This window comes from Pseudomonas corrugata (assembly GCF_050920615.1).
Taxonomy (GTDB): Bacteria; Pseudomonadota; Gammaproteobacteria; order Pseudomonadales; family Pseudomonadaceae; genus Aquipseudomonas; species Aquipseudomonas corrugata.
This window is the reverse complement of sequence record NZ_CP130434.1, coordinates 557,446-581,721: the sequence shown is the minus strand read 5'-3', so window position 1 is coordinate 581,721 and position 24,276 is coordinate 557,446. Positions and strand designations below refer to the sequence as shown.

The 24,276-nt window shown below is 58.8% G+C and carries 24 protein-coding genes, 2 tRNA genes and 2 pseudogenes; 20 read left to right on the top strand and 8 right to left on the bottom strand.

Translation table 11 applies throughout. The annotated features are described in order from the left end of the window. Positions 1-198: 198 nt before the first annotated feature. On the bottom strand, positions 199-1,860 hold the full coding sequence (locus tag QZH45_RS02545; protein WP_024778051.1) for an OFA family MFS transporter: 1,662 nt from the start codon (positions 1,858-1,860) through the stop codon (positions 199-201). Between the two features lie 261 nt (positions 1,861-2,121). Here QZH45_RS02545 and panM point away from each other — a divergent pair, with 261 nt between their 5' ends. From panM to QZH45_RS02500, 9 genes are all read left to right on the top strand, one after another. Beyond that, entirely contained in the window at positions 2,122-2,520 is a 399-nt protein-coding gene (gene panM / locus QZH45_RS02540; protein WP_024778050.1) for an aspartate 1-decarboxylase autocleavage activator PanM, read from the top strand. A 91-nt stretch (positions 2,521-2,611) separates the two neighbouring features. Beyond that, a complete protein-coding gene (locus tag QZH45_RS02535) occupies positions 2,612-4,837 on the top strand; it encodes an AsmA family protein (protein WP_024778049.1) in 2,226 nt (741 codons plus the stop codon). Beyond that, the gene (gene mutY / locus QZH45_RS02530) at positions 4,834-5,901 is read left to right on the top strand and encodes an A/G-specific adenine glycosylase (RefSeq protein ID WP_024778048.1); all 1,068 of its coding nucleotides are present in this window, start codon (positions 4,834-4,836) and stop codon (positions 5,899-5,901) included. The genes QZH45_RS02535 and mutY overlap by 4 nt, the downstream gene beginning before the upstream one ends. Further along, positions 5,898-6,170: an oxidative damage protection protein gene (locus QZH45_RS02525; protein WP_024778047.1), complete on the top strand. Its 273-nt coding sequence runs from the start codon at positions 5,898-5,900 to the stop codon at positions 6,168-6,170. Before mutY ends, QZH45_RS02525 begins: the two co-directional genes overlap by 4 nt. Before the next feature lie 102 nt (positions 6,171-6,272). Further along, positions 6,273-6,348 (top strand) — tRNA-Phe (locus QZH45_RS02520). A 124-nt stretch (positions 6,349-6,472) separates the two neighbouring features. Further along, positions 6,473-6,802 carry a DHCW motif cupin fold protein gene (locus QZH45_RS02515; RefSeq protein WP_024778046.1) on the top strand — a complete coding sequence of 110 codons (330 nt, stop codon included), beginning with the start codon at positions 6,473-6,475 and terminating at the stop codon, positions 6,800-6,802. Between the two features lie 65 nt (positions 6,803-6,867). Beyond that, on the top strand, positions 6,868-7,275 hold the full coding sequence (locus QZH45_RS02510) for a hypothetical protein (RefSeq protein WP_024778045.1): 408 nt from the start codon (positions 6,868-6,870) through the stop codon (positions 7,273-7,275). A gap of 239 nt (positions 7,276-7,514) precedes the next feature. Further along, positions 7,515-8,573, top strand: coding sequence for a PDDEXK nuclease domain-containing protein (locus QZH45_RS02505; protein WP_024778044.1), 1,059 nt, complete (start codon positions 7,515-7,517; stop codon positions 8,571-8,573). A 144-nt stretch (positions 8,574-8,717) separates the two neighbouring features. Further along, on the top strand, positions 8,718-9,164 hold the full coding sequence (locus QZH45_RS02500) for a hypothetical protein (RefSeq protein ID WP_024778043.1): 447 nt from the start codon (positions 8,718-8,720) through the stop codon (positions 9,162-9,164). Positions 9,165-9,173: 9 nt separating this feature from the next. Here QZH45_RS02500 and QZH45_RS02495 read toward each other — a convergent pair whose 3' ends face one another. Beyond that, positions 9,174-9,623: a hypothetical protein gene (locus QZH45_RS02495; RefSeq protein WP_024778042.1), complete on the bottom strand. Its 450-nt coding sequence runs from the start codon at positions 9,621-9,623 to the stop codon at positions 9,174-9,176. A 174-nt stretch (positions 9,624-9,797) separates the two neighbouring features. Between QZH45_RS02495 and vapB the strand changes: the two genes are divergently transcribed. The 9 genes and pseudogenes from vapB to QZH45_RS02450 form a co-directional block, all read left to right on the top strand. After that, a complete protein-coding gene (vapB, locus tag QZH45_RS02490) occupies positions 9,798-10,028 on the top strand; it encodes a type II toxin-antitoxin system VapB family antitoxin (RefSeq protein ID WP_024778041.1) in 231 nt (76 codons plus the stop codon). Next, positions 10,029-10,445, top strand: coding sequence for a type II toxin-antitoxin system tRNA(fMet)-specific endonuclease VapC (gene vapC, locus QZH45_RS02485; RefSeq protein WP_024778040.1), 417 nt, complete (start codon positions 10,029-10,031; stop codon positions 10,443-10,445). A 276-nt stretch (positions 10,446-10,721) separates the two neighbouring features. After that, positions 10,722-11,495, top strand: a complete 774-nt coding sequence (locus tag QZH45_RS02480) for an ABC transporter ATP-binding protein (protein ID WP_024778039.1) — start codon at positions 10,722-10,724, stop codon at positions 11,493-11,495. A 13-nt stretch (positions 11,496-11,508) separates the two neighbouring features. Then, positions 11,509-12,264, top strand: a complete 756-nt coding sequence (locus QZH45_RS02475) for an ABC transporter substrate-binding protein (RefSeq protein ID WP_024778038.1) — start codon at positions 11,509-11,511, stop codon at positions 12,262-12,264. A 78-nt stretch (positions 12,265-12,342) separates the two neighbouring features. After that, positions 12,343-13,038 carry an ABC transporter permease gene (locus tag QZH45_RS02470; RefSeq protein ID WP_024778037.1) on the top strand — a complete coding sequence of 232 codons (696 nt, stop codon included), beginning with the start codon at positions 12,343-12,345 and terminating at the stop codon, positions 13,036-13,038. After that, positions 13,035-13,724: pseudogene (locus tag QZH45_RS02465) on the top strand (ABC transporter permease). Before QZH45_RS02470 ends, QZH45_RS02465 begins: the two are co-directional and overlap by 4 nt. Continuing rightward, positions 13,705-14,958, top strand: a complete 1,254-nt coding sequence (locus QZH45_RS02460; protein ID WP_055136124.1) for a methyltransferase — start codon at positions 13,705-13,707, stop codon at positions 14,956-14,958. The pseudogene QZH45_RS02465 and the gene QZH45_RS02460 overlap by 20 nt, the downstream one beginning before the upstream one ends. Before the next feature lie 416 nt (positions 14,959-15,374). Further along, positions 15,375-15,450: transfer RNA gene (locus QZH45_RS02455), tRNA-Thr, on the top strand. A gap of 267 nt (positions 15,451-15,717) precedes the next feature. Beyond that, positions 15,718-16,203, top strand: a pseudogene (locus QZH45_RS02450) (Abi family protein); the annotation flags it as partial. Positions 16,204-16,311: 108 nt separating this feature from the next. Here QZH45_RS02450 and QZH45_RS02445 read toward each other — a convergent pair. The 3 genes from QZH45_RS02445 to QZH45_RS02435 form a co-directional block, all read right to left on the bottom strand. After that, positions 16,312-17,184, bottom strand: a complete 873-nt coding sequence (locus QZH45_RS02445; protein ID WP_024778023.1) for a class I SAM-dependent methyltransferase — start codon at positions 17,182-17,184, stop codon at positions 16,312-16,314. A 28-nt stretch (positions 17,185-17,212) separates the two neighbouring features. Further along, positions 17,213-17,602, bottom strand: coding sequence for an antibiotic biosynthesis monooxygenase family protein (locus QZH45_RS02440; protein ID WP_024778022.1), 390 nt, complete (start codon positions 17,600-17,602; stop codon positions 17,213-17,215). A gap of 103 nt (positions 17,603-17,705) precedes the next feature. Continuing rightward, the gene (locus QZH45_RS02435) at positions 17,706-18,599 is read right to left on the bottom strand and encodes an NAD(P)/FAD-dependent oxidoreductase (RefSeq protein ID WP_024778021.1); all 894 of its coding nucleotides are present in this window, start codon (positions 18,597-18,599) and stop codon (positions 17,706-17,708) included. A gap of 108 nt (positions 18,600-18,707) precedes the next feature. Here QZH45_RS02435 and QZH45_RS02430 point away from each other — a divergent pair, with 108 nt between their 5' ends. Continuing rightward, on the top strand, positions 18,708-19,355 hold the full coding sequence (locus QZH45_RS02430; RefSeq protein ID WP_024778020.1) for a TetR/AcrR family transcriptional regulator: 648 nt from the start codon (positions 18,708-18,710) through the stop codon (positions 19,353-19,355). A 491-nt stretch (positions 19,356-19,846) separates the two neighbouring features. Here QZH45_RS02430 and QZH45_RS02425 read toward each other — a convergent pair whose 3' ends face one another. Then, a complete protein-coding gene (locus tag QZH45_RS02425; protein ID WP_053193156.1) occupies positions 19,847-20,782 on the bottom strand; it encodes an alpha/beta fold hydrolase in 936 nt (311 codons plus the stop codon). Between the two features lie 408 nt (positions 20,783-21,190). Here QZH45_RS02425 and QZH45_RS02420 point away from each other — a divergent pair, with 408 nt between their 5' ends. Next, a complete protein-coding gene (locus QZH45_RS02420; RefSeq protein WP_024778018.1) occupies positions 21,191-22,798 on the top strand; it encodes a methyl-accepting chemotaxis protein in 1,608 nt (535 codons plus the stop codon). A gap of 80 nt (positions 22,799-22,878) precedes the next feature. Here QZH45_RS02420 and QZH45_RS02415 read toward each other — a convergent pair whose 3' ends face one another. Together QZH45_RS02415 and QZH45_RS02410 are read right to left on the bottom strand one after the other, a co-directional pair. Continuing rightward, positions 22,879-23,556, bottom strand: a complete 678-nt coding sequence (locus QZH45_RS02415) for an RES family NAD+ phosphorylase (RefSeq protein ID WP_024778017.1) — start codon at positions 23,554-23,556, stop codon at positions 22,879-22,881. Next, positions 23,556-23,966 carry an MbcA/ParS/Xre antitoxin family protein gene (locus QZH45_RS02410; RefSeq protein ID WP_024778016.1) on the bottom strand — a complete coding sequence of 137 codons (411 nt, stop codon included), beginning with the start codon at positions 23,964-23,966 and terminating at the stop codon, positions 23,556-23,558. Before QZH45_RS02410 ends, QZH45_RS02415 begins: the two co-directional genes overlap by 1 nt. Between the last annotated feature and the right edge of the window lie 310 nt (positions 23,967-24,276).

The following is a 24,276-nucleotide window of genomic DNA, read 5'->3' as shown; positions in this document are numbered from 1 at the left end:
GCAGCCGGCGATAGACATGTCCATACAAGTGAGGGATGCAGTTTTTGGCCATCAACCAGAAACAATTGTGGGAGCGAGCCTGCTCGCGATGGCGGTGGATCAGTCAACAATGACTCGATTGACACACCTCATCGCGAGCAGGCTCGCTCCCACAGGGTTCACCCGGAACCGATGGCTCCAGGATCACCTCGATATTGCTTAGTGGAACAACACCGCCGTCTTCTGCAGGGTCACCCACACGCCCCACGCCAGCGGAATGCCCACCACCAGCCAGGCAGCGACCGCCAGGGGCTTGGTGCCCGGTGCGGCCTTCCATTCCAGCGAAGTGGTGCTGTCGGCGCCTTTGTCATGGCCCAGCGCCTGTTCGGCGGCCAGTTCGGCGTCGGTCATGAAGTATTTGTCGGCGACCGGGCGAACCATCAGGTTGCAGAGGAAGCCCAGCACCAGCAGGCCGGCGAGGATGTACAGGGTGATGTCATAGGCCGCGGCGCGTTCAACGCCGATGCTCAACTGATATTCACGCAGGTAGTTCACCAGTACCGGACCCAGCACGCCGGCGGCAGCCCAGGCGGTCAACAGACGACCGTGGATCGCGCCGACCATTTGCGTACCGAACAAGTCCGCCAGGTAGGCCGGAACAGTGGCGAAACCGCCGCCGTACATCGACAGGATGATGCAGAACGCCGCCACGAACAGGGCGATGCTGCCCAGGTGACCGAGGTTCGGGATCAGCGAGTACAGCGCAACCCCCAAGGCAAAGAACACAAAGTAGGTGTTCTTGCGACCCAGGTAATCCGAGAAGGATGCCCAGAAAAACCGCCCACCGATGTTGAACAGGCTCAGCAGGCCAGTGAAGCCGGCCGCAATGGCCGCGATCTGGCCCAGTTGGGTAGCGTCCAGTTGGCCGAAAGGCAGGTCGTTGCCGAGCAGCTTGCCGCCGAACACTTCCTGCAACAGCGGCGAGGCCATACCGATAATGCCGATGCCAGCGGACACATTCAGACACAGTACCAGCCACACCAAAACGAACTGCGGTGTTTTCCAGGCTACGTTCACGTGAACGTGGCGATGGGTGATCATCGAGTTAGCGGTTTTCTTCGGCGCAGGAGTCCAGCCCTCAGGCTTCCAACCGGTCGGAGGTACGCGGTACGACAACGCACCACCGATCATGAACACGAAATAGATCGCGGCCATGACCAGGAAGCTCTGCCAGACGCCTACGCTGGTCGGCGAGGCGAAATGGCTCATCAGCGCCGCGGCCAGCGGAGCACCGACCATCGCCCCGCCACCAAAGCCCATGATCGCCATGCCGGTCGCCATGCCGCGCTTATCCGGGAACCATTTGATGAGGGTGGAAACCGGGGAGATATAGCCCAGACCCAGGCCGATGCCGCCGATCACGCCCGACCCGAGCCACATCAACCAGATCTGGTGGGTATAGATACCCAGCGCGGAAATCACCAGACCACCGCACCAGCACAAGGCCGACACGACACCAGCCTTGCGTGGCCCGGCGTGTTCCAGCCAGCCACCCCAAATGGCTGCCGAGCAACCGAGGAAGATGAAGAACAGAGTGTAGATCCAGCCGAGCATCGAGATCGGCCAGTCGCACTGGGACGAAAAGACTTGCGAGATGAAGCTCATGTCCGGTGCACAAGCCACCGGCTTGGTAATACCCAAGGCCTTGGACAGAGGCAACCAGAATACCGAGAAGCCGTAGGCCATGCCGATGCAGAGGTGAATGGCCAGGGCGGCCGGTGGAACCAGCCACCGGTTGAAACCGGATTTGGCGATGATACGCTCCTTGGAGAGGAACGCAGGCTGGTCGGCAACGCCGCCCGCCGTGATACTCGTGCTCATTGTGTATCCCCCAATTGTTAGAATGGTTCGCCAGCCACGCATCACCCTCAGCCTTATTTGCACGCAGGCGCGGCTGTATTTTCTGGTGAAGCTCCCTGTTGGTGTGACATCAAGTCGCAGAAGGACGGGCGAACGGGTAAAGGTTACCATTTGCTCGTGACAGAAAAACCAAAGTGATATCACCTTTTTCACGTCATCTGTCTTATCGCGCCCCTGGTTGCATTCTGTAGGGCAAAAGTCATTTATTTTTCAGGAACTTCCATGCCCATTGTTGTTGAGCACCTGATTGAAGCTACCGGCCAGGATCGGCAGGACCTGCATAAAATCTACCTGGACGCCCCGCCCTGGCTGCTCGAGCCGTTCAGCGATGCCACTCAGCTGGTCCAGGATTACTTGCACGATAGCTCATTCATTGCGGCTCGCTTCAATGATCGACTGCTCGGCGCCGCACGCCTGCAACGGCACCGGAACGTCTGGCATTTGTCTCAGATGTGCGTACGAAGCGTGACCCGTCGCCGTGGCGTAGCGGAGCGATTGGTCAGCGAAGCACAGCGGATGGCTCGGCGAGAGGGCGCCGAACTGCGGCTGCTGGCCCCTGCCGGACACTTGATGGCCCAGGCCCTGGCAGCCAAATTGAAGTTGGCGCTGGACGAAAGTTGAGCGCCACGAAAACGATCACCCCAACGCACCAGCAATCCACAGCGTTATACTCGCAGGCTAAATTCTGAACTCAACCTACAAGGACTCGCCCATGAAAGCGTTCGGCAAAATCCTGGGTCTGGTACTTCTCGGGCTGTTGCTGATCATTGTGGCCTTGGGCTTTGCCCTGACCCACCTCTTCGATCCCAACGACTATAAGGAAGAGATCCGCCAGATAGCCCGCGACAAGGCCCACATTGAGTTGACCCTCAATGGAGACATCGGCTGGAGTCTGTTCCCATGGTTGGGCCTGGAACTGCACGAAGCCAGCGTTGCGACGCTGGCCAACCCGACACAACCTTTCGCTGACCTGCAGATGCTCGGTCTTTCGGTGCGGGTCATGCCGCTGCTGCGCCGGGAAGTTCAGATGAGCGACGTTCGGGTCGAAGGCCTGAACCTGCGCCTCAACCGTGACAAGAACGGTCACGGTAACTGGGAAGACATCGGCAAGGCCCCTGCGTCCCCAACAACTGCGGGCGCTCCGGCACCGGCCGATCAACCTGCTCCGCCCGCCAGCACCCCGGCGGAAAAACCGGCCCAGCCAACCCGCCTGGACATCGACAGCCTGACCGTGAACAACGCCCGGATCGAATACACCGACGAGCAGACCGGCAAGCAGTTCAGCGCCGAAAGCATCCAACTGAGCACCGGCCCGGTCCACGACTCCACCAACATCCCGGTCACACTGACCGCCTTCCTGTCCAGCAATCAGCCGGCCGTGCGCGTACGGACCGAGGTCACTGGCGAACTGCGCTTCGAGCGGGCCGTGCAACGCTACAAGTTCGAAGACCTGAAACTGTCCGGCGAGGTCACCGGAGACCCTCTACAGGGCAAGATCCTGAATTTCAACGCCCAGGGTCAGCTATCCCTGGACAGGGCCGCGAACGTTGCCGAATGGACCGGCATCAAGCTGTCCCTGAACCAGTTGCGCGCTCTGGGCGAACTGAAGGTCAACGACCTCGACAAAACGCCACAGTTGAGTGGCGGCATATCAATCGCCCAGTTCGACCTGGCGAACTTCGTCGACAGCATCGGCCAGAAACTGCCAGCCATGGGCGAAGGCAGCCTGACCAAGGTCGAACTGGCCAGCCGCATCGCCGGCACCCCCACCAGCGTCGAACTCAACAACATCAATCTGAAGCTCGACGACAGCAGCTTCAGCGGTCGTATCGCCGTGGAAGACTTCGCCAAGCAGTCACTGCGCGCGCAACTCAAGGCCGACATGTTCAATGTTGATCGCTATCTGCCGCCAAAGTCTGCAGAGACCAACAGCGCCAAGGCCGCCCGCGAGGAGGAAGTCAGCAACACCGAGGCCAGTGCCATGGCTGGCGCCGGCACCACACCGTTGCCGAACGCTCCGACTCAGGGCGCCTGGAGCAACGACCGGCTCTTTCCGGTGGAACGCCTGAGCAAACTGGACCTTGATGCCGACCTGACTTTCGGCCAACTGATCCTCGACAAACTGCCGATCCAGGACGCGGCCCTCAAGGCCACCGGCCAGGGCGGCCTGCTGACCCTGCAGAACCTGCGGGGCGATCTGTTCAACGGCAACTTCGAAGCCAAAGGCACGCTGGATGTTCGCCAGACCACGCCACAGTTGAGCCTGCAAACCCGGATCAACCGGGTGCCGGTCGAGAAAATCATCGAGAGCCAGGGCAAGAATCCGCCGGTCAAAGGACTGGTGACACTCAACAGCGCCGTGACCGCCAGCGGCAACAGCCAGAAAGCCTTGATCGAAAGCCTCAACGGCAACGCCGGATTCGTCATCAACGATGGTGTCCTGCTCAACGCCAACCTAGAACAGCAGCTGTGCAAGGGCATCGCCCTGCTGAACCGCAAGAGCCTCAGCGGCGAACCTCGGGGCAAGGACACGCCGTTCCGGCAACTCGACGGCAACCTGACCTTCCACAATGGCGTAGCCAGCAACCCGGACCTGAAAGTCCGCATCCCCGGCATGACCGTCAACGGCAACGGCGACATCGACCTGCGCGTGCTTGGCATGGATTACCGCGTCGGCGTCATCGTTGAAGGCGACAAGAGCGACATGCCCGATCCTGCCTGCCAGGTCAACGAACGCTACGTCGATGTCGAATGGCCGCTGCGCTGTCGTGGCCCGCTGGAACTTGGCGCCAAGGCATGCCGCCTGGACAAGGATGGACTGGGCAAGGTCGCGGCAAAACTGGCTGGCGACCGTCTCAGCGACAAGATCGACGAGAAGCTGGGCGACAAGGTCAGCCCCGAGTTGAAAGACGCGCTCAAGGGATTGTTCAAGCGATGAGAGCCGAGCAGTTTTCCAGCGCCGTCCTGGACTGGTTCGACCGCCACGGGCGTCACGACTTGCCTTGGCAACAAGACATCACTCCGTACCGGGTGTGGGTCTCCGAGATCATGTTGCAGCAGACCCAGGTCAGCACCGTGCTCAACTACTTCGACCGGTTCATGGCCTCGCTGCCCACCGTCCAGGCCCTGGCCGCCGCACCGGAAGACGAAGTACTGCACCTGTGGACCGGTCTGGGCTATTACACCCGTGCGCGCAACCTGCAAAAGAGCGCGAAGATCGTCGTCGACCAGTACGGCGGCGAATTCCCCCGGGACGTGGAAAAACTCACCGAACTGCCGGGGATCGGCCTGTCTACCGCCGGCGCCATCGCCAGCATCAGCATGGGCCTGCGGGCGCCAATCCTCGATGGCAACGTCAAGCGGGTGCTGGCCCGCTTCACGGCCCAGGAAGGCTACCCCGGCGAACCCAGGGTTGCCAAACAGCTGTGGGCCACCGCCGAGCGCTTCACCCCCCAGGACCGGGTCAACGCCTACACCCAGGCGATGATGGACCTGGGAGCCACGCTCTGCACCCGCAGCAAGCCCAGCTGCCTGCTGTGCCCCCTGAAGTCAGGTTGCGAAGCCCACATGCTGGGCCTGGAAACCCGCTACCCGATCCCCAAGCCACGCAAGGAAGTCCCCAGGAAACGCACGCTGATGCCAATGCTGGCCAACCGTGAAGGCGCCATCCTGCTTTACCGTCGCCCTTCCACCGGCCTGTGGGGCGGATTGTGGAGCCTGCCGGAACTCGACGACCTCGACGACCTGCAACACCTGGCCCTGCAGCACGCCCTGGAGCTGGGCAAGCACCAGGAAATGCCCGGCCTGGTACACACCTTCAGTCACTTCCAGTTGGCAATCGAACCCTGGCTGGTCCAGGTTCGGGAAAGCGGCCATCACGTGGCCGAGGCCGACTGGCTCTGGTATAACCTCGCCACCCCGCCGCGCCTGGGCCTCGCCGCCCCGGTCAAGACCTTGCTCGAGCGCGCGGCCGCCGTATTGAACGCAGGAGAGCCGTCATGACCCGCACCATCATGTGCCGTAAGTACAAAGAAGAACTGCCCGCCCTGGAACGAGCCCCCTTCCCGGGCTCCATAGGCCAGGATATCTACGACAACGTCTCGGCCAAGGCCTGGGGCGACTGGCAGAAACACCAGACCCTGCTGATCAACGAAAAACGCCTGAACATGATGAACGCCGACGACCGCAAATACCTCCAGGGCGAGATGGCGAAGTTCTTTTCCGGCGAAGAATACGCCAAGGCCGAAGGCTACGTGCCGCCGTCCGAATAAGCTGTCCGGACCGGGGGCGAATCGTAAGCGACGGTAATAATTAAATATTTTTTGAAAACTTGCTTGACGCCCCCCTGAAAAACCCGTTTAATGCGCCCCGTTGCCCAGATAGCTCAGTCGGTAGAGCAGGGGATTGAAAATCCCCGTGTCGGCGGTTCGATTCCGTCTCTGGGCACCAAATACCGAAAACCCCGATCAAGCAATTGATCGGGGTTTTTTATTGCCTGGGTTTATTCCACCGTCTCGCCGACTCAGTTACATTCGCCCCTCGTTGCTCTCCCTTCCCTAACAAACGAGTCGTCATGGACATCACCGGCATCCCCTTCGGCACCACCGACTGGTCAACCATCGAACCGACCGAACACAAAGGCGTCACCGGAACGGCATATTGGCGGACCCGGCAGTTCGGGAATATCCGGGTGCGGATGGTGGAATACACGGCGGGATACCTCGCCGACCACTGGTGCATCAAAGGGCACATCCTGTTTTGCCTGAAAGGTGAGCTGAACACCGAGCTGGAGGATGGACGGCACTTCGTGCTCAAGGCTGGCATGAGCTACCAGGTGGCCGACCAGGCCGAGCCCCATCGTTCTTCGACTTCCCAGGGTGCCACCTTGTTCGTGGTGGATTGAGGTTCGAAGCATTGGCCTTGAGGCTGTAGGATATACAGCTTCAATTCACGTCAGGAATCCGGCCCATGGCATCGGCGAACAAACAGCAGAAACGTAACCAGCGCGCCAAAGCGAAAGCCAAGCAGAACCGCGTTCAACGTGCCGCTGCGCCGAACGACTTCCTGGACCCGAACGATGAGCGCATCGATCTGGAAACGGTGGACCTGTCCGATCTGTTCAACCAGATGCGCACGGCTGAAAAAGTCAGTCAGCAGGCCATGTGCGCCGCCTTCCTAGGGCATCCACTGCTGGCGCTGGTGCTGGAACAGGAAGGTGAGGAAGAAGCCACGGACTTCATCTTTACCGCCTTGATCGAATACCGTCGCCTGACCACGGGAGTTGACGAGCAAACTGCACTGGACTGGGTCGAAAGCCCCCAGTTCCAGGCCGATTACGTCGCAGCATCCCGGCAACTGACGCAAGCGTCTGATTAACTTCGGTGACTACGAGGCTGCCCGGTCAAACTGGGTAGCCTGCGTCAGAACTTTCCGCACACCGACACTTTCTTCGGACAGCGCCTACAGGTTCTGACGCAACAGACATAACGCTGCCTCAAACCGATCCTGCATGTATCTGTCGCTTTTCATCCAGGTCAATCAGCCTCGTCCGGCATCATCGAAATACCGATTGAAGCATCCTTTTCTGGACCGCCCACCACTTCGGCTGATATTCGATGAGTCCACTTTTATCCCAAGACGATCCAAAGCTTGCGCCACTGATCAACGAACTCGGTGAACTGATCCAGCAGGCACGTCGTAAAGTGCTGCGCGCCGTTGATACCCTTCAAGTACAGACCTGCTGGCAGATCGGCCGGCATATCGTTGAATTCGAGCAGCGAGGAGCTGAGCGGGCGGCTTATGGGAAACAACTGCTGCCAATTCTGGCAAGAACACTTACGGCGAAGTTTGGAAAAGGGTTCGATGCCTCGAATCTGCGTTATATGCGGCTTTTTTATCAGGCATTTCCAAAGTGTGACGCACTGCGTCACGAATTGAGCTGGACCCACTACCGCACGCTTCTCCGGGTGGAGAACGACAACGCCCGGCATTGGTACATGAACGAAACCGCCACACAGAACTGGTCCACCCGCGCCCTGGAACGGCAAATCGGAACCTTCTACTACGAGCGCCTGCTGGCAAGCCGCGACCGGCCAAAGGTGAAGCAAGAGGCCTCGGACAACCTGAAAGCTTTCGATCTCGGCCCAAGGGATATCGTCAGGGACCCGGTCGTCCTGGAGTTTCTCGGACTGCCCAATGCCGGCCTCCTGCTGGAAACCGACCTGGAACAGGCCCTGATCGACCAACTGCAGGGATTCCTCCTCGAACTGGGCAAGGGCTTTGCCTTCGTTGCCCGTCAGCAGCGCATCAGCACCGAGAGCAAGGACTTCTACGTCGACCTCGTGTTCTACAACTATCTGCTCAAATGCTTTGTGATCGTCGACCTCAAGCGCGGCGAACTCAGCCACCAGGACATCGGCCAGATGGACATGTACGTCCGCCTCTACGACGACCTGAGACGCGGCCCGGATGACAAACCCACCGTCGGCATCATTCTCTGTGCGCAGAAGGACGAGTCGGTGGTGCGCTACTCAGTGCTGCAAGGCAACGAACAGCTCTTCGCCAGTCAGTACCAACTTGTACTCCCGACAGAAGAAGAACTGCGCAATGAGTTGGATCGTGAGCGAGCCCGGCTTGAAGAGCGACCATCGGGTACACCTGCAGAAGGCCACTGACACCCTTGCGCCGATCCGCAGATGCGTTCCAAGGGGGCATTATCCGAGTCCGAAGCGGTAAACTACCCGCCTAACAGACCACCGACCGTGCCGAAATGGCTTGAGCCGGGCACTGCCACCTGACGAATTGGAAACCGAAGCCCAATGGCCTCATTGAACAAGCAGCAGAAACGCGCCAAGCGTGCCAAAGACAAAGCGAAGCAGATCCGCATGACCGGGCGTAAGTCCATTCCAATGTACGGCGACCCAGCCCATGCCACCGCGCAGCCGCCCGTCTATGTGCTGGAGCTGTTCGCCAAGCTGCGTGAAGCCGAAGCTGTCAGCCGAAGCGAATTGCTCGACACGCTGCTGTCTTCCCTGAGCGTGATGATCAGCGAACGTCCAGGCCTGCTGGACCTGAAGAACGCCGAGAACGAAAGCATGGCAGCAACCAATCTGGCCGCCGACATGCTGGTGGATTACCGCATGTGGGCCGACGACATGGACCGCGAAACGGCACAACGCTGGCTCAGCACCCCTGAATTCATCAAGGACTTCGGCGAAGCGCTGGACCGTTATCGCCAATCGATGGAAGAGCCCGCCGGCGAGTAAGCCGATTGGCTATTCGTCACCGTTCCAATGGAACACCAGATTGCGTGCGGCCCCGCTGCCTATGTCGGCGGTGTCGCGACGCTCCTCGCCATTGCGTGTCGCCATCACGGTGTATTTGCCCGGCGGCAGCTGCACATAAACCAGCGGTCCCGCGTCATCCAGCGTCAGCAGTGTTTGCCCCGACGCGTTGTGAATCGTGACGTGCACATCCGGGATGTATTTGTTTTCAGGCCCGACCGCAAAAGTCATATGCAGGTTGTACCCGTGCGCCTGCCCGATGGCCCGGGCTTCGTCTTCGCCGATACCACCGGACAGGTAGGTGATGCCGTTTTGCTGCAGCGGCTGAACCTGCACGCCGGCGCTGTCTATTGGAGCGAGGTTGGTGGCGTTGAGCATGATGGAAAAAAGTAATACCCCTAAGCTCGTGAAGGGCAACAAAAAGCAACGAAAAAGCTTCATGGCGATAACTCCCACGGTTCGCCCATACAGGTTCCCTTTTGATTCGGGTCGCAGTCGTAGGTTTAGATCGATTGGAAGCATCCGCGCCACCGGCAGCCGTCAGAATCGTATATCCCATCGCCATATCCCAGTGGTAGCCTACGCTTGGATTTTTGGATTCGTGGAGGACTCCTGATGGAACAAACCACCCTTTTCATGAGCAACCGCAGCCAAGCGGTCCGGCTTCCCAAAGCAGTGGCGATGCCAAGCGACGTGAAGCGCGTAGATGTAATCGCCGTCGGCAGAGCCCGAATCATTACCCCGGCCGGAGAAGCATGGGACAGCTGGTTCGATGGAGATACCGTGACAGCTGACTTTATGACAGACCGCGATCAGCCCGCCGATCAGGAGCGTGAACCCTTCTAAATGATCAAATTCATGCTGGATACCAACATCTGTATTTTCACCATCAAGAACAAACCCCAGATGGTCAGAGAAGCTTTCAATCTGCATCACGGCCAGCTTTGCATTAGTGCCGTTACGCTGATGGAGCTGATCTACGGCGCAGAAAAGTCTTGCGCCCCAGAAAGAAATCTCGCCGTCATCGAAGGCTTCTGTGCTCGCCTTGAGGTTCTACCATTTGGTTATGAAGCTGCCGCACATACCGGAATGATTCGAGCCGAACTGGCGAAGGCAGGCAAGCCAATCGGCCCTTACGACCAAATGATTGCCGGCCATGCCCGTTCTCTCGGGCTGATCGTGATAACCAACAATCTGAAGGAGTTTGAAAGAGTTCCGGGACTGCGCACCGAAGATTGGACCGTTGCGAAAGGGCCAGAGTAACGCTCATCCGGTTAACCCTTCCAACCCCCGCCCAAAGCTGGCACCATCGCGCCTTTTTTTACGCGACTCCCGGGGATTTTCACCGGCAAACACGGTTCAAACAGCCGTTCGGTTGTTGATGGCGCGACAGTCTGCTGTACCGATGCGACAAACTGCCGCACATCACCGGTTTACCATCCGTAGCGCTGTTGGCGGCCATTCGGACGCATGCTAGCTTGGCCGCCTCGCCAAGGAAGGCCACCAACAGCAAGGGAGCACACACCATGAGGACCGCACATGGCCCAGGCCACGCCCGCGCTTGAAATCCGCAACCTGCACAAACGCTACGGACAGCTGGAGGTGCTCAAAGGCGTCTCGCTGACCGCCCGCGACGGCGATGTGATCTCGATCCTGGGCTCCTCCGGCTCTGGCAAGTCCACGTTCCTGCGTTGCATCAACCTGCTGGAGAATCCCAATCAGGGCGAGATCCTGGTGGCCGGTGAAGCGCTCAAGCTCAAGGCTGCGAAAAACGGTGAACTGGTGGCCGCCGACGGCAAACAGATCAATCGCATGCGCAGTGAGATTGGCTTTGTGTTTCAAAACTTTAACCTCTGGCCACACATGAGCGTGCTCGACAACATCACCGAAGCCCCACGCCGGGTGCTCGGCCAGAGTAAGGCCGAAGCGGTTGAAGTAGCCGAAGCCTTGCTGGCCAAGGTCGGCATCGCCGACAAGCGCCATGCCTATCCCGCCGAGCTGTCAGGCGGCCAGCAGCAACGCGCCGCCATCGCTCGCACCCTGGCGATGCAACCCAAAGTGATCCTGTTCGACGAGCCCACCTCCGCCCTTGACCCGGAAATGGTCCAGGAAGTACTTAATGTGATCCGCGCTCTGGCCGAAGAAGGTCGCACCATGCTGTTGGTGACCCACGAAATGGGGTTCGCCCGTCAGGTCTCCAGCGAAGTGGTGTTCCTGCATCAGGGCCTGGTCGAAGAACAAGGATCGCCACAGCAGGTCTTCGAAAACCCGCTTTCGGCACGCTGTAAACAATTCATGTCCAGCAACCGCTAACGGAGCAGTGCATATGCAGAATTACAAGAAGTTCCTTTTGGCCGCAGCCGCCACCCTGGTGTTTTCGGCCAATGCCATGGCAGCCGAAAAGCTGAAGATGGGCATCGAAGCGGCCTATCCGCCGTTCAACAACAAGGACGCCAGCGGCCAGGTCGTGGGCTTCGACAAGGACATCGGCGACGCCCTGTGCGCCAAGATGAAAGTCGAATGCGAAGTGGTCACCTCCGACTGGGACGGCATCATCCCTGCCTTGAACGCCAAGAAATTCGACTTCCTGATCTCCTCTTTGTCGATCACTGAAGAGCGTAAGCAGGCCGTGGACTTCACCGACCCGTACTACTCCAACAAACTGCAATTCATCGCGCCGAAGAATGTCGAGTTCAAGACCGATAAAGATTCGCTCAAAGGCAAGGTCATCGGTGCTCAACGCGCGACCCTCGCCGGTACCTGGCTGGAAGACGAACTGGGCAGCGACATCACCGCCAAGCTCTACGACACCCAGGAAAACGCCTACCTGGACCTGACCTCCGGCCGCGTCGACGCGATCCTGGCGGACAAATACGTGAACTACGACTGGCTGAAAACCGACGCCGGCCGCGCTTACGAATTCAAGGGCGACCCGGTGGTGGAAAGTGACAAGATCGGCATCGCCGTACGCAAGGGTGACGACGACCTGCGCAACAAGCTGAACGCCGCGCTGAAAGAAATCGTTGCCGACGGTACCTATAAAAAGATCAACGACAAGTACTTCCCGTTCAACATCTACTGATGCGAACGTGCCTGGCCGGCGCTGCAGCAGCGCAGCGCCGGCACTTAGCAAAGCCTGCCGTGATATGAACACATACCCATGATGATCGACCTCTACGGATTCGGCCCGGCGCTTGCCGCCGGTGCACTGATGACCGTCAAACTGGCGCTCTCGGCCCTGTGCCTGGGCCTTGTGCTCGGCCTGCTGGGCGCCCTGGCCAAGACATCTGCCCACAAGCCGCTGCAATGGCTGGGCGGCACCTATTCGACACTGGTCCGCGGCGTCCCGGAATTGCTCTGGGTTCTGCTGATCTACTTCGGCACCATCAATCTGCTGGGGGCGTTGGGTAAGTACTTCGGCAATCCGGACCTGGCCCTCGACCCCTTCTCCGCTGGCGTCATCGCCTTGGGCCTGTGCTTTGGCGCCTACGCCACGGAAGTGTTTCGTGGCGCGATCCTGGCAATCCCCAAAGGTCACCGCGAAGCCGGCGTGGCCCTGGGTCTGTCGAAATGGCGGATCTTCACCAAATTGATCATGCCGCAGATGTGGCGCATTGCTCTGCCCGGCCTGGGCAACCTGTTCATGATCCTGATGAAGGACACCGCGTTGGTCTCGGTGATCGGCCTGGAAGAGATCATGCGCCACGCACAGATCGGCGTGACCGTGTCCAAGCAACCCTTCACCTTCTACATGGTGGCCGCGTTCATGTACCTGGGTCTGACCGTCCTCGCCATGACCGGCATGCATCTGCTGGAACGACGCGCCGCCCGCGGCTTTGCCAGGAGTACCCAATGAACTGGGAAGTCATCATCAAGTGGATGCCGAGGCTGGCCCAGGGAGCGACCCTGACCCTGGAGTTGGTCGCCATAGCCGTGATCGCCGGCCTGCTGCTGGCGATTCCGCTGGGCATCGCCCGTTCCTCGCGCCTGTGGTACGTAAGGGCATTGCCGTACGCCTAAATTTTCTTTTTCCGTGGCACGCCGCTGCTGGTCCAACTGTTTCTGGTCTATTACGGCCTGGCGCAATTCGATGCCGTACGCAGCAGTGCGTTATGGCCATACCTGCGGGATCCGTTCTGGTGCGCCACCGCCACCATGACCTTGCACACCGCCGCCTACATCGCCGAGATCCTGCGCGGCGCGATCCAGGCCATCCCCAAAGGCGAGATCGAAGCCGCGCGAGCCCTGGGCATGTCGCGGCCCAAGGCGCTGTTCTACATCATGCTGCCGCGGGCCGCGCGCATCGGACTACCGGCCTATAGCAACGAAGTGATCCTGATGCTCAAGGCCAGCGCCCTGGCGAGCACCGTGACCCTGCTGGAACTCACCGGCATGGCCCGTACCATCATTGCCCGGACCTACCTGCCCGTGGAGATTTTTTTCGCAGCCGGCTTGTTCTACCTGGTGATAGCGTTCCTGCTGGTGCAAGGCTTCAAACAGCTGGAACGGTGGTTACGCGTCGATGCCTGCCAGGGGCGCTGAAACCGAGGTGTTGACGGGCGCAGCGCTGCTCGCCCGTTTCATCGAGCTGGACGGATTTCTCACGGCACACCAGAGGCTGTGGAAACCACGCCCGTTTACCCACTTGCAACTGCCTTGGGAAGCGTCCCATCCGGAACTCGCCCAGTGGCTACGCAGGCGCTCGCTGGAAGACGCAGAGAACGACCATCACCAGCCCTGGCTGATTGAACAGGCGCCAGCGCCGTTTCCGGAGCTGGCGATGCTTTCCCACGCATTGAGCACCGTCGCAGCATTACCCGGCAAACAGCTCGAAACACCGACCCAGCGCCTCAACGTCGACGTGCCCGGTCGCAAGTGGCAGCAGATTGAAGCCTTCGCCAGCCGCCTGCAATTCTCCACCGAACCGACCCATTGGCTCGACTGGTGCGCCGGCAAAGGCCACCTCGGCAGACGCTTGCTGCACGGCGATCAACAGCTGACGTGCCTGGAATACGATCCCGCATTGGTCGTCAACGGCCAGCAACTGAGCCAGCGTCACCACCTGGCCGCCACGCATCTGCAACAAGACGTATTGGCACCGGAGGCCGCCCAGGCGATCCAGGCCGAGCACACGCCAGTAGCCCTGCACGCCTGTGGCGACCTGCACGTCCGGCTGATGCAACTGGCCAGCGCCGTCGGTTGCGCCCAGCTGGCGATTGCACCCTGCTGTTATAACCGCATCAGCGCTGACTGTTATCAGGCACTGTCCGACGCCGCCCGAGGCTCTGCCCTACAGCTGTCCGTCGACGATCTCGGCTTGCCACTGACCGAAACCGTTACCGCCGGAGCCCGTGTGCGCAGACAACGGGATCAGTCCATGGCCTGGCGCCTGGGTTTCGACCTGCTGCAACGACAAATCCGAGGCCGCAACGACTACCTCCCCACCCCCTCGCTCCCCACCGCGTGGCTGGATAAATCCTTCGCCCAGTACTGCATCGATCTGGCAGCCCTGAAAAACCTCTCCATCATCGGCACGCCAGATTGGGCCGCCGTAGAAGCAGCGGGTCATCAACGCTTGGTCGAGGTGCGTAACCTGGAACTGGTGCGCGGACTTTTCCGACGGCCACTGGAGCTTTGGCTGGCGTTGGATCGAGCACTTTTCCTTACTGAAAAAGGCTACGACGTTCACCTTGGCACTTTCTGCGACACACCCATTACGCCACGAAACCTGATGTTGCTGGCAGAGCGTTGCCAAGGTGAGACAGCCTGTGGATAACTCTGTTGATGGAATATGCCGGGATCCAATAAATCCGCGTTTTGTTGAGCAAATCATGACTGGTCATTTTTTGTTCATCAGAATAAAAAACCATTAAAACAGTCATTTGCATGCGAATGAGAAGGCTGTCACAAAATCGCAAGACGCCACCCGTCCAGTCGGGTCCGTTGTGCATAAGCGCTCAAGCAAATCGGCATAACGGTCGAAATCAGGGCTGGAAATGCACCAGCATCTACATCCCTACCAGCGCCAAACAGGTCGAAGCCCGCTACAGGACATCCCGAGCAACCGCACCTGCCAGGCCCTGTACAAACCACGAAAGCTTCCGGTTCCCACCCGACCTACGCCCCCGGCAAAAATAGTCAGAATTCAGGGGTTTACAGAAATCACTCAATCGCTATAATCGTCGCCCACACGCCGGTATAGCTCAGATGGTAGAGCAACTGACTTGTAATCAGTAGGTCCCGGGTTCGATTCCTGGTGCCGGCACCATACAAGACGAAGCCCTCGCAGAAATGCGAGGGCTTTGTTGTTTCTGGAGGTTGAACCTTCCTAGGAGCTAGATAAGACCGATATCGCCTTATCGGCATCCACAGACCGAACCTTGCCTGCGCTCCTACCCGTTACAATTTCACGTCAGGACAATGTTGACGGTCTCTTACACCGACCTATAATGCACCCCAACACACCCGCCAAGCCTAGGTTGACCCAGTCAGCAAGCTCAAATCGTGCGGGTTTTTTTTGCCCGGAGAAAACTACATGAGGCCCTTCGACAAACCGGCTCTCAGCGTAGAACAACAATTGGAACTGCTAAAGCAACGAGGTTTGCACATCGCCAACGATGATCGGGCCATGCGTTTTCTCGAAGTGGTCACGCTGTTTCGCCTGAGTCCCTATATGCGCCCCTTTCAGGAGTCAGATCCTGAACATACTTTCAAGCCCGGCAGCAAACTGAAGGCAATCGTCGATATCTACCGCTTCGATGGTTCGTTACGGCGCATCACCATGGATGCCATCGAACGTGTCGAAGTCGCCATACGAGCGACTATCAGCAATCATATGTGCCCCAAGTACGGGCCTGACTGGATAGCTGACGCGTCAGTCTTCTCCTCTTCATACTCACACCCCGATCTGTTGCGTCCGTTGCGGGAGCAATTGAATAAGGAACGCAACAAACTCAGACGAGATATCGACCGCATCAAAAAGGGCCGGAAACACCTTGAGTGGTTTTTGAATCACCAGCTAAACCAGCACACTGAATCGACGCGCTATTACTATTTGCTGACCATGCAATTACTCACTCATCGCTTAGGAAAATCCCCCTCGATCCACCGTGCGGGGGCGTCTCCCCTGTTAGTCGCTGCTAGCTGCCGGATTGCGTGCCATGACGATCCACGCCGCGCCGTCGATCATCACCGACCGCTCGCCGGGGAGGCCCGCAAAGGCGGCACGAACCGCGGCCCAGGCGTGGGCGCGGATGTCGCCGGGCTGATCCGCGAGCACAAGCGACAGCGGGCCGCCCTCGAAGGCCATCTTCACCGCATCGTCGATCGCCGCGTCCCGCGTCCCGCCCTCGCCGAACGGGATGGAAGCATCGAAGGGCGCGATAGCGATATCGGTAAATCCGGCCGCCGTCAGGATGCGCGTCACTCGTCCCCGGTCGCCGAACGAGAACGGGCCGGGCGCTTCTGGACCGGGCGGCGCGGGTAGCGGGACGATGTCCTTGATCGCGCCCATCGGCAGGCGCAGCCAATCGTTCTCGGCCACGCCGCGCCAGCAGACGAAAGCGACCCGCCCGCCCGGCCGCAGCGCACGCCGCATATGGGCAAACGCCCCAGTCGGATCGTCGAAGAACATCACCCCGAAACGCGAGAACAGGATGTCGAACGCTCCCTCGGGCAACTCGGTGCTGCTGGCGTCGGCCACCCGGAACAGGACCGGCGTATCCTTTGGTGCAAACGCACGCGCTCGGCCGATCAACGGTTCGGATATGTCCACGCCTAGCACATGGCCGCCCGCGCCGACCCGAGCGGCCAGAGCCAGACTCGAGGCACCCGCGCCGCAGCCGACGTCCAGCACGCGTTCGCCCGTCGCAGGCGCGGCGGCTTCTATCGCGGCCTGGCCGAACACCGCGAACATGGCGTCGAGCCGGGCCTGGTTGGCGGCCCAGTACTCTCCACTTTGGCCATTCCAGTCGGCTACCTGATAGGCATTTTGCTCTGTCATGACATCTCCTCGTTTTGATTCGCCTTAACTAGGCCGTGCAAAAGCCGGGAACGGCGACCTTCTGGAACAGGTGCGGGCTGCCTACGACGGATGACGGATAGGCCGAAAGCTTCGCGACGAACTCGGGATGGGTGAGGCCGGCGCGGACCGTCTCGGTGGATTCCCACACCACATAGTTCAGATAAGTCGGGCTATCGCCGATCGCTCGATGCAGTTGCATGGAAATGAAGCCCGGTTGCTTGGTTATGATCTCGGCGGCCGCCTTGAAAGCGTCCAGGAAGCCCGCTTCGTCGGCGTAATCGAGCGTGAAGAGGTTGATTAGCACGACTGGCGCGGCCGCGATGCCGAGTTGGCGCTCAAGCGGGAATTTATCGTCCAGCGGTTTGAATTTACGGTCTTGCGGCTTCAGGTCGGCCATGGTGATGCTCCCGTCTACTGCGAAATTGAAAATGGCATGATCGATGCTGCTTGGAAGCAGCCTTTTAGTAGCCTGCGACAACCGAAGAAGGGTATCTGTGCTCTCAAACCAGCATCGACTGCTGGGCGAAGACTCCCGCCATCGCACCTTGCCATGATGCCGTGGTGACCGAAGACATGAGGGGATTGGCGAGGTCGCCCGCGGCGTAAACGCCGGGCATGCTGGTTTCGCGGCGCTCGTCGACTTTGAGGGCGATGCCCTGGGGCGTATTGACCGTGGCGAGGCCCAGCGATTCATGCAGGCGCGCGGATGGCTTGTTGCGCGGATGCGCGAACAGAATGTCGACCGCGACAGAGGGGCCGGCGTCGAGCCTGACGATGGCGCTATGGCTCTCGTCATGGTCGATTTCAGTGATTCTGCCATCGACGACAGGGGTATGGCGGAGTGCCAGATCGGCCCGGATATTGGCTGGAATGTCGTGACCATCCGCGAAGACCGTCAGCGTTTCGGTCCAGTCGTGGTACAGCCTGACGTAGTTGTGCGACGGCGGGCCGGACCAGACGAGGCCCCAATGCCGACCAGCAACCTCAAAGCCGTCGCAATAGGGACAAGGCACGATGGAGCTGCCCCAGCCTTCGGCAAAGCCGGGAACTTCAGGCATCTGGTCGGCGACGCCATAGCTCAGGATCAGGCGGCGCGCCCTGAGGCTTTCGCCATCGCCAGTAAGGACAGAGAAATCGTCGATAGCGCCGCAGACGCTCTCGGCACAGGCAGTGACCAGCCTGACCGTGGGATAACGCGCCAGCTGCTGCCGTGCCTCGACCAGGATCTCCAGCGGTGGCTTGTGGTCGTGGCCGAGCAGGCCATGCGAGTGGTCGGCGAAGCGATTGCGCGGCAGGCCGGTGTCGAGAACGATGACCTTGCGCCGGGCACGGCCGAGCTGCAAGGCGGCGGCAAGACCTGCAAAACTGCCGCCGATGATGATGACGTCATTCATGGTGATGGGCTCCGCGCTGTGGATTAAGGGGGATCGGCTTGCATACTTAAGATACTTCAGAGTACCCTAATTTAAGAATTAGAATACTGTCAAGTACTGGAATTTTTTATGAGCGAAAACAGCCAGAGCCGGCGCGGCCGGCCGGCCAACGAGGCGCTTGGCCAAACGATAGCCGACGCCGCGTGCGAACTTTTTGTGGAGTTGGGTTTTCAAGCGACGACCATGGATAAGGTCGCCAAGCGGGCGAAGATATCCAAGCTAAGCATCTATCGGCACTTCGAGAATAAGGAGGCGCTGTTCAGCGCAGCCATTGCGGCCCACTGCCAGCAGTTTGCACCCCAAGCTCTTTTTGAAGGCGTCGGCGGTTCGGCCGAAGATCAGCTAATGGCGGTGGGATCAACCCTGCTTCGCACGCTGTTGAGCCCGGACGTGCGGAGTGTCGAAGCCATGATCATGGCCGACAAGACGAATCAAAAATCGTTAAGCAAGCGCCAATACGAAGCCGGCCCCGCCTATGTCATCGCCCAAATCGAGGCCCTGTTGCGTCAGTTGCACGCGAAGGCGGTTCTGAACGTGCCCGATCCTCTCCAGTCCGCCCGCTTGTTTGCCGCGCTTTTCAAAGGATCCGATCTCCTGATTATCGCGCGCTTCGATGAGGCGAAAGCAGAGGACGACGACGAAATCGAATCCTATTGCCGGTCGGCCGTCGCCATGTTCATCGCCGCGCACGGTCGCACCGACCACGCGGGCGAATAATAACTTAATTGTTCCGGGTAGCTTGGCCGGGTACTTCGTCATATTGGACTGGCGCGCGCCAATATGGCGACAGTATCGAAACGCTGCGTTGGTGGATCACCTTCAGCATTTCACGAACTGGCAACTCCGTGACTGGGGTCGAGTGCTCTGTCTCTGAATGCGGCTCTAAATTACTTACAGACAGACAGCGTACTTACATCTCAAATATCCCGAGCTTGATTCCACCGAACGCCATACCTAGCTGATTTATTTATAGTTACTAGTTGGGGTACGCCGAGTTTTCCAGCGAAATCCAGGCGCCCGGAAAACCTGGCTCAGTCGAAAGATACCGTCCGTCTGGTGCCGGCACCATACAAGACGAAGCCCTCGCAGAAATGCGGGGGCTTTGTTTTTCCCTTACGTAAATAAATGACGTAACAAGCGTCAGCCTACGTTCTGAGCTTCCCTTTCCTTTCGCCCACGTCGCTGCACTGTGGCGTCATCGATACTCGTCATTGACGATCTTGCAGAAAATCCAGAATTGCCTGGGCGGTAGCCTGCGCCTTTTCTTCCAGTACCCAATGACCCGTGTTCTGTAAAATCAGTGAATGCGGTCGGTAACTGATATGGCTTACCTGCTCGGCCAACGTCTTGCCTCTTGAGTGATCTCCGCCGATGGTGAGTACTGGTACGGCCAATTTGTTCTGAGCAAACGCCTGATTGTCATCTGCATCACTTTCCACCCAAGCTGAATAGAGTTTGAATGCCGCTTCCATTCGCCCAGGCCGGGAGTAATCCATTACCAATGCGTTGCGCACCTCATCATCAACTTTAGGATTGCCTGGATATACGAACTCATCAAAAAACATGTCCAGATAAGTTTTTTCCTGCCCTCGAATCATTTTCAACGCTGTTTCGCCGAAGAAACGAAAATGCCATTTGCTGGCAGTGCCATTCGCCGGATTGCCGTTATAAGGGATTTCCCAGCCTGGGAGTCCCGGGACGAATCCATCCATCAAAATGATGTGCTTGGTTTCCTGCGGATAGAGTGCGCCATAGGCGTAGGCGATAATCAGCCCCATGTCGTGACCGACAATATCCAGTCGCCCCAGTTTCAGGACGGCGACCAATTCATGGAGGTCGAGTGCCATGTTCCTTTTATCGTATCCATCCTTCGAGATATCCGTTTCTCCAGCGCCACGATAATCTGGAACGATAGGGGTATAGCCCGCGCGCAGGAGCCTTCCCATCAGGGATTTCCAATTTCTCCAGCTTCCTGGAAACCCGTGAATCAACAAGACCGGCTGCTCACCATCACCGCTCACCAAATAGTGCATGCGAATGCCGTTTACGTTCGCGTACTCACTTCTGAATGTCGCACAGTCAACGACAATATTTGCTCCATCTGACGAGGCGGATATTACGCCTGGATGAATAAGCCGATTCATTCTGACACCTTACTTAAGCCGGACGACCCGGAGCATCACGCCGAACCTTGATTCCCGAGACTAAACAGGCGGATCAAGCATTAGTAACGGGCCTGAAAAAACCGAATGTCTTTCAGCGTCAGCGTGAAGGATTCCTCGGTCCGCTGGCACTGTCAGGAATGACAGTTCCGACAAACGGCGGGGGCATGGCTACTCCCTTTAGCGCTCTCAAGACTATTCAAATAGAGGTAAGCGATCCGCACATCGGAATTCAGGGCAGTGAATGCCCACCCCCTCGCCGCAAGGCGCTATGCGGCACTCATTTAACTTCTCCCTTGCCGATACCCCAATAGACGCATCACTGCCCCAAGCCCTCACAGGCGCTCGACTACACTTGCCCAGAAATCGCCGCTCCAGGAGCAATCGACAATGAAGATCCGCACCAAGATCATCGCTTCGGGGTTGGTCAGTCTTTTCTTTGCTCTTCTACTCGGCGGTATCGGGTTGTGGGGGCATACCTCCATGACCGCGTCCCTAGCGGAGAACGAGACCAGTATTTCAGCCATGCGCAAGCACATGGAGGCGGACATGATGCACGATGCCATTCGTGCCGATGTCTTGGCTGCGCTGGTGGCAACGCCCGGTGATGTTCAGGAGGCCAAGGAAGTGCAGGAGGCTTTTGACGAGCATTCGCAACGGATGCGCAAGGTGATTGCCGAGAACGCCGAGGCTAAGTTGCCGGCGGAAGTCGCCAAGGCCATCGTCGAATTGAAACCACAGGCCGATACCTACATTGATAAAGCCAAGCAGGTAATCGGCAAAGTGCTGGGTGGCGCCAAGGATACACAAGCGCTGCGGACGGAATTCAACGCAGCGTTTTCGGCATTGGAAGAGCGTAATGAAGCCGTGAGCGAGCTGATCGAGAATCAGGCCCAGGCTTCTCGCGAGCATCAGGATGAGAGCATCCAATCTTCGGGGCGCTGGCTGATCGGGACGTTATTGGCCACCTGTGTGGCACTGATACTGTCGTCCTGGAGCTTGGTCAACGCTGTGCTCACACCGTTGAATAAAATCATCCTCAATACCCAGGCGATTTCCCAAGGCGATTTGCAGCGGTCCATGGGGGCGCACGGCAAGGATGAACTGGGCCAATTGCAGAGCGTCATTGAACAGATGCAAGCCAACCTGCGGCAGATGATCGCCACGATCCGCAGCCAGAGTGATGAGCTGCACGGCACGTCCCGCACCTTGGGCGACACTGCCAGGCAAATCGTCTCCAGCGCCGATCAACAGGCCCAGAGCGCAACCAGCATGGCGGCGAGCATGGAGCAGATGATGGCGAACATCAGCCAGATCCATCAGCATGCCGATAGCGCGCGGACGATCTCAGCGCAGTCGGAACAATTGGCGAGCAGCGGCGGCCAAGTGATTCTTGGAGTGGTGGAAGGTATGAGCCGCATCGCCGAGGTGGTCAATCAGTCCTCCTCCAAGATTACGGCGCTGGACGCTTCGTCCGAAGACATTCATTCCATCATCCAGGTGATCAAGAGCATCGCCGAGCAAACCAACCTGCTGGCGCTCAACGCCGCCATCGAGGCCGCCCGTGCCGGGGAGGCAGGTCGGGGTTTTGCCGTGGTCGCCGATGAAGTGCGCAACCTGGCGGCGCGTACCACCCAGTCCACCCAGGAAATCACTGCGATGATCGAGCGCATCCAGACCAGTGCCCGGGATGCCGTGTCAAACATGCAGGCCTGCGTCAGTCGCGTGGACGAAGGAGTGAACCTGGCCCAGCAGGCCGGGGTGTCCATCAGCGAAATCCGAACCGGCGCCCGTCATGCCGCCGAAGTGGTCGAGGAAATTTCCCAGACGATTGCCGAGCAATCGAAGGCCAGTGATGAGATGGCTCAGCGGGTGGAATCGATTGCCGCCCAGTCACGGGAAAACACACTCTCTATTCATCACCTGCAGCAAACCGCCAATCAACTGAACACTGCGGCGGGGTCGATGCAGTCTTCGGTGCAGCAGTTCAAGATCTGATCGCTCAATCTATTTTTTGGCGACGGAGTGCGCTCCCTCGCCACAAAGCTGATTCTGTTAGAGCTTTTATTATTTTCGAATCACACCTGACTCACCTCAAACACAAACGAAATTTCCCGCTTCTGGGCGCTCCAGACATACCGGATATGCTTGCCCTGCACCGGAATCGAAACCGCTGGTGGGCGAAATGCGGCGACGCATTCGTGGCCGGGCAGACGGACACTGTTATAGAGCAGGCCCCAGGATAATGTTTCACGCAGTTGCCGGGCGAATACCTGGGACGGGCCGTAGGCGGTGGGGTCCGGGTCGTGGAGGTGGGGGTAATCGTGGCGGATGTCGTGCAAGGGCTTGATGACCTGGTTGACGTAGGTGCGCATGGTCAACTCAAGGTCCGGCTCATTGGTTGCCCCGAGAAAGCGCGCCTGGTGATAGCAGGTCTCGGCAATAGCGGCTTCCTGGCTGCTGGCGGCATAGTAGACGCCGAAGGTGCCATCGCTGAAGCGGCTGCTTTTGCCAATATGAGTGAACGCCGCCATCACTGGCGAGGAACCGGGCCCGGAAACCCGGTCCTCGGGACGGACCCGCGACAGCATGCCGGCCTCTTCCATCAATCGATCGTTGGTCAGCGCTTCCAGAGCATAGGCCGTGGGCAAATCCTCGGGGTCGAGTACGTCCTCGAATAGAGTGATCGGCGGGAAGCTGCTATTGACGATCCGATAGGCACCCTTCCATTGCGGGTCCGTCAGAAGTGGCGTCATCAACCGCGTACTCCGTCGAGGTAGCGCCGCACATCAGCGATATCCACCACCCGCCCGGCCAGCATGTAGGACAGCGCCGACTGGCCGTTGAACGGCGCAGCGGCGTTGGGACTGCTGACCCATTGATAGGCCCGGTCCCGGCTGTTGCTGAAGATGATGCTCAGCGCCTTGTGTATACCCATGAGATAGGAAATACGCTCCAAGGTGTCGCGGGGCAACCTGACGTTGGCGGGTAGTTGTTTGTATTTGTAGAAGGTCGTGTTCCCAACCTTGCCCAGCAAGATGCGCTGTTGCTCGACGCTGCAGCCCCACAATTCCATGAGGTTGAAGAAAAACTTCAACGCGATTCGACCCGCGTCCGGGGAATCCAGTTGTTGCTGTGCGGTGAGGTTGATGGAGGAAGTAGCCATGGGATTTGGGCCCCTTTGTTACCGGATGATGCCTACAGGATAGTACACATACGGATATAAATTGATATTTAATCCGCAAATGAATTAAACAAAACCGAAATCCTGCGAATGTCCTTCAGCTGAAATCAAGCCTGGCTCCACTGGTTTGCCAATCGGTTGTCTGGCACTGGCCCAGACAAGAAGAATTACAAGCCAACAAGCGTCAAACCAGCGAAAAGCCAAAGTCCCACATAAGCTCCAACCATTATTTCCCGGAGCTTTTCACCACAAAACCGCGACAACCGTGGCAAGCTGCACGATGATAGGCGCA